This is a genomic window from Cryobacterium sp. Y62, from assembly GCF_002929785.1.
Classification (GTDB): domain Bacteria; phylum Actinomycetota; class Actinomycetes; order Actinomycetales; family Microbacteriaceae; genus Cryobacterium.
In genome coordinates this window covers 1-4,581 of record NZ_PJJK01000040.1, presented here as the reverse complement: position 1 = coordinate 4,581, position 4,581 = coordinate 1, and the positions used below count along the sequence as shown (strand labels likewise).

The following is a 4,581-nucleotide window of genomic DNA, read 5'->3' as shown; positions in this document are numbered from 1 at the left end:
TCGCCATGTTCGAGGAGAAGTTCGGCGAAGACGCACACACTCAGATCATCGACCGCACCCAGCAAGCCCTCGACGGCATCCTGAAAACCCTCGCCGCAATCAAGCGGATCGCCGAGATGTCCATGGAGTCGGGGGAGCAATCGCAGGCATGACCGGGCCGCTCGTCCGTGGCCCGTACTGTATCTACTACCAGCACCGGTTCTGGAGATGACGGCATAGGTCAGCACGGCGACACCGGGTAGTCTCCCTGTCTAGGGTGGATATATGAGCCATTCCACAGTGCCGAGCACCACGTATCTGCAGAAGCTTCAGGCCGAAACGGCCCGCAGGATACAGACCTCTGAATCGGTGCCGTCGCCTTTCTCCGGGGCCCCGGAGAAACTCGCAAGCGTAGTCGAAAGCCAGGTTGAGGCGCTCGTCCGGGACCTAAACGACGTCGTTCACACCCTGCACGCCGACCCGGAGATCGCCTTCGCCGAGCATCGAAGCGCCGCCTATCTGGTGGAGCTGCTCGGTCGCTATGGGATAGCCGCGCAACTCGGCGTGCACGGACTCGACACCGCGTTTCGCGCCGAGATCGGGTCGGACGACGGCCCGGTCATCGCGATTCTCAGCGAGTACGACGCCTTGCCCGACGTGGGGCACGGCTGCGGGCACAACGTCATCGCCGCCACCGGCGTCGGCGCTTTCCTCGCGTTGGCTAACACACTCAAGAAGAATCCCGACGCATTCAGCGGTCGGGTGATTTTGCTCGGAACTCCCGCCGAGGAAGGCTTCTCTGGCAAAGAAGTGATGGCCAGGCACGGCGCCTTCGAGGGCGTAGACGCCGCGATTATGGTGCACCCGTACGGCTACGACCTCGCCGACCAGGTGTGGCTCGGTCGCCGTGTGCTCACCGTGACATTCACGGGCGTCGCGGCGCATGCATCCGCTCAACCCTTCATGGGTCGCAACGCTCTCGACGCCGCCACTCTGGCGTACCAAGCTGTTGGGCTGCTGCGTCAACAGCTTCCTCCGGTAGACCGCGTGCATGCTGTAATCAGTGAGGGGGGAACCCGGCCGAGCATTATTCCCGAGCGCGCAGTACTTAAGCTTTACGCCCGTTCCAAGTACGCGGACACGCTCAAAGACCTCAGCGTGCGACTGGACGACATCGCGCGCGGCGCAGCATTGATGACGGGAACGAGTGTTGAGATCGACTGGGACGAGCACGCCCCATCGCTCCCCGTGCGTACGAACAGCGCGCTCACCGGTCGGTGGGTCGCCGCCCAGCAGCACCGTGGACGCCAGCCACTCCCGCTGGGCGTGGTGTCAGAAACCATCGCAGCGTCCACCGACTTCGGCAACGTGAGCCATCGCATCCCCGGTATCCACCCTCTGATCAAAATTGCCGCACCCGACGTTGCCCTGCATACCCGCGAATTCGCGGCGGCCGCCGCAACGGATGCCGCGGAGTCGGGTGCCCTCGACGGCGCCTGTGGTCTCGCCCTCACCGCCCTGGATTTTCTCTGCGACGCCGAATTACGACGCAGCGTGGCCGAAGAGTTCGCGGAACAGGGCGGCGCCGTCGATGTGCCGCACTTCTTCGACTGACGCCTGACCGGTCACTGTCTAACTCCGCTCACACCGATCGTTTCGTTCCCTCCGACGCAAGGTAGTCCCCATGTCTTCAGCACAGATCCTCACTCGGCGCACCGTTCTGATCGACCGTGTACTCGGCGGAATCGAACGCGTCGGCAACAAGCTGCCCGACCCGTTCATGCTCTTCCTCCTGCTGTTCGCAATCACGGCGGTGGCGTCGACTGCCATGGCCTGGGCCAACGTCACGGTGCAGTTGCCCGGGACCGACGAGATCACGGTAATTAAGGGCTTCTTCACCGCCGAAGGGCTCACGTGGTTCACCCAGAACATTGGGGTCAACTACCTGGGCTTCCCGCCGCTGGCGACGGTGCTCCCCATCCTGCTCGCGGTCGGTGTTGCCGAGAAGTCCGGCCTGCTCGCTGCGCTGATCCGTAAGGCTTTCGGCTCGGCGCCGCGCTGGTCGCTGCCCTACGCCGTGGCGTTCGTGGGGGTCGTGGGGTCGATCATGTCGGATGCGGCATTCGTGGTGATCCCCCCGCTTGCAGCTTTGGTGTTCAAGGCCGCCGGCCGGCATCCCGTCGCCGGGCTGCTCGGTGGGTTTGCCGCCGTGGGTGCCGGCTACTCCACCTCGCTGTTCGTGACAAGCCTCGACGCCCTATTCGCCGGCATCACCACGTCGGTCACACAGAACCTACCCAATGCCGGTTCCGTTGTGACCCCGATTTCGAACTACTTCTTCAATGTGGTCTCCGCGCTCGTACTCATCGCCCTGGCCGGCTTCATGATCGACAAAATCCTCGAACCGCGTCTGGGCCGCCAAGGGATCGCGCGCGAGGAGATCATCGACAACGACGACGTGCCGGGTCCCGCCGCGATGAACACGCGGCTCACGGACACCGAGAATCGCGGCCTGTTCTGGGCTTTCGTGGCAGGCGTCGTCGTTGCCGGAGTGATCCTCGTCGGCGTGCTTCTGCCCGAATCCCCGTGGCGAAACGAAGATGGCGGGTTCCTGCCTCGCTCGCCTCTGTTGAGTTCGATCGTGTTCATCGTCTTCGCCACGTTCGTGATTCCAGGGCTGGTGTACGGCAAGATCACCGGAACCATCGCCAGGGGCAGTGACGTACCCCGCGTGATGGGGCACGCCATCAAGGACATGAGCGGATTCCTCGTGCTCGCGTTCATCCTCGGCCAGTTTGTCGCCCTGTTCAATTTCTCCGGAATCGGAAGCTGGCTCGCCGTTGCCGGAGCCGGGGGCCTTGAGTCCATTGGCCTCACCGGATTTTCGGCCGTCGTTGCCTTCGTACTGCTCGCCTCGCTGCTGAACCTTTTCATCATTTCCGGTTCGGCCATGTGGACGCTGATGGCCGCAGTGTTCGTGCCGCTGTTCGTATTACTTGGCTATGAGCCCGCGTTCATCCAGGGGGCTTTCCGGGTCGGAGATTCGGCCACCCAGGTACTCACACCCCTCAATCCGTACATGATCGTGCTCCTCACGATGCTGCGCAAATACGAGCCACAGGCGGGGCTTGGCACCATAATCGCCCGCATGCTGCCCTTCGCGGTCACCTTCTGGCTCGCCTGGGTAGCCGTGCTGAGTGTCTTCTTCTTTTTCGACCTACCGATGGGCCCGGGCAACGGCATCATGATCCCGCAGTAGTAACTGCGCAAGACCCAAGGAATACGCCGCGCCGGAGCCTCCTTAAGCTCAGTGCGACCCGAAAGGATTTTCATGACTGTTAACCAACCCACGATCTATGCCCTGCACGAGAACCCCGAATGGTTTCCACCATTCGCCCGGGCCTTTGAAGCAGAGGGCATGGAGGTAAAGGAATGGCTGCTCACCGACGGCGTTCTCGACCTGGATTCGGTACCACCGGAGGGAATCTTCTGGTCGCGCATCAGCGCATCCGCTCACACGCGTGACCATGGAAAGTCGAAAGACTACGCCCGCGCCGTGTTGGCCTGGCTCGAGGCCCACGGCCGCCGTACAGTGAACGGCCGACGTGTGCTCGAGCTTGAGATGAGTAAGGTCGAGCAGCTGGTCGCGCTCAAGGCCGCTGGCATCGACACCCCTCGCACCGTGGCGGCGGTGGGCCGCGAGCAAATTCTCGCCGCCGCACGCGACTTTCCCACCCCGTTCATGACCAAGCACAACCAGGGCGGCAAGGGTCTGGGCGTGCGCAAGTTCACGAGCCACGAAGAACTCGCCGAGTACGTAGCTTCCGACGAGTTCGAGGAGCCGCAAGATGGCATCACCCTGATTCAGGAATACATCCAGGCGGCGGAACCGTTCATCACCCGGGCCGAGATCATCGGCGGTGAGTTCATCTACGCCGTCAAAGCCGACACCGCGCGCGGCGGCTTCCAGCTGTGTCCAGCGGATGCCTGCGCCATCGACCCGATCACGCGCGAGCTGATCATGCCTCCCGGCGCCACTATCGCACCCGTGGCCGGTCAGCAGCTGTTCAGCCTGCGGGAAGACTTCGACCACTCGATCATCGAGAAGTACCTCGAGTTCGCGCGCCGCAACGGCTTGGAAGTCTGCGGTATCGAGTTCATCGAAGCTGAAGACGGTCGGGTGCTCACCTACGACGTGAACACCAACACGAACTACAACGCGCTCGTCGAGGCCGAGGCCCCTCGTTCGGCCCCACGTGCCCTCGCTCGATACCTCAAAAAGCTCGCAGCCTAAAATACGTGGGGCCGGCACCGGCGCCGGTGCCGGCCCCGGCACCAGTAGGCGGTTTATCCGGCGCGGTTCTATAACCGGGAACATACACAGCAAACCCGAGTACGTGAACATGACCTCGGGTGTGCACCGTAGTGCTCAGTCAGATGTCGCTGGCACTCTCAAACATTGAGACCTGGGGGACGCTGGCTGGCAATGAGCTCAGTTCGGTCGCGCCCGCGCGCCACGCCCGATAGGCCGCGTCAGCGTCGGCCGACGTCCACCGCTCCAGCAAAATCATGTGGGTGGGATCTTCGCGATCAAGCAACACG

Annotated in this window: 3 protein-coding genes; all 3 read left to right on the top strand. The window is 63.0% G+C overall.

What is annotated here, in order from left to right; translation table 11 throughout:
• Positions 1–264 precede the first annotated feature (264 nt).
• A complete protein-coding gene (locus CXY71_RS00505) occupies positions 265–1,593 on the top strand; it encodes a M20 family metallopeptidase (RefSeq protein ID WP_104133788.1) in 1,329 nt (442 codons plus the stop codon).
• A gap of 70 nt (positions 1,594–1,663) precedes the next feature.
• Positions 1,664–3,238 (top strand): AbgT family transporter, encoded by a 1,575-nt coding sequence (locus tag CXY71_RS00500; protein ID WP_104133787.1) that lies wholly within the window; start codon positions 1,664–1,666, stop codon positions 3,236–3,238.
• A 72-nt stretch (positions 3,239–3,310) separates the two neighbouring features.
• Entirely contained in the window at positions 3,311–4,273 is a 963-nt protein-coding gene (locus tag CXY71_RS00495) for a RimK family alpha-L-glutamate ligase (RefSeq protein ID WP_104133786.1), read from the top strand.
• Positions 4,274–4,581 lie beyond the last annotated feature (308 nt).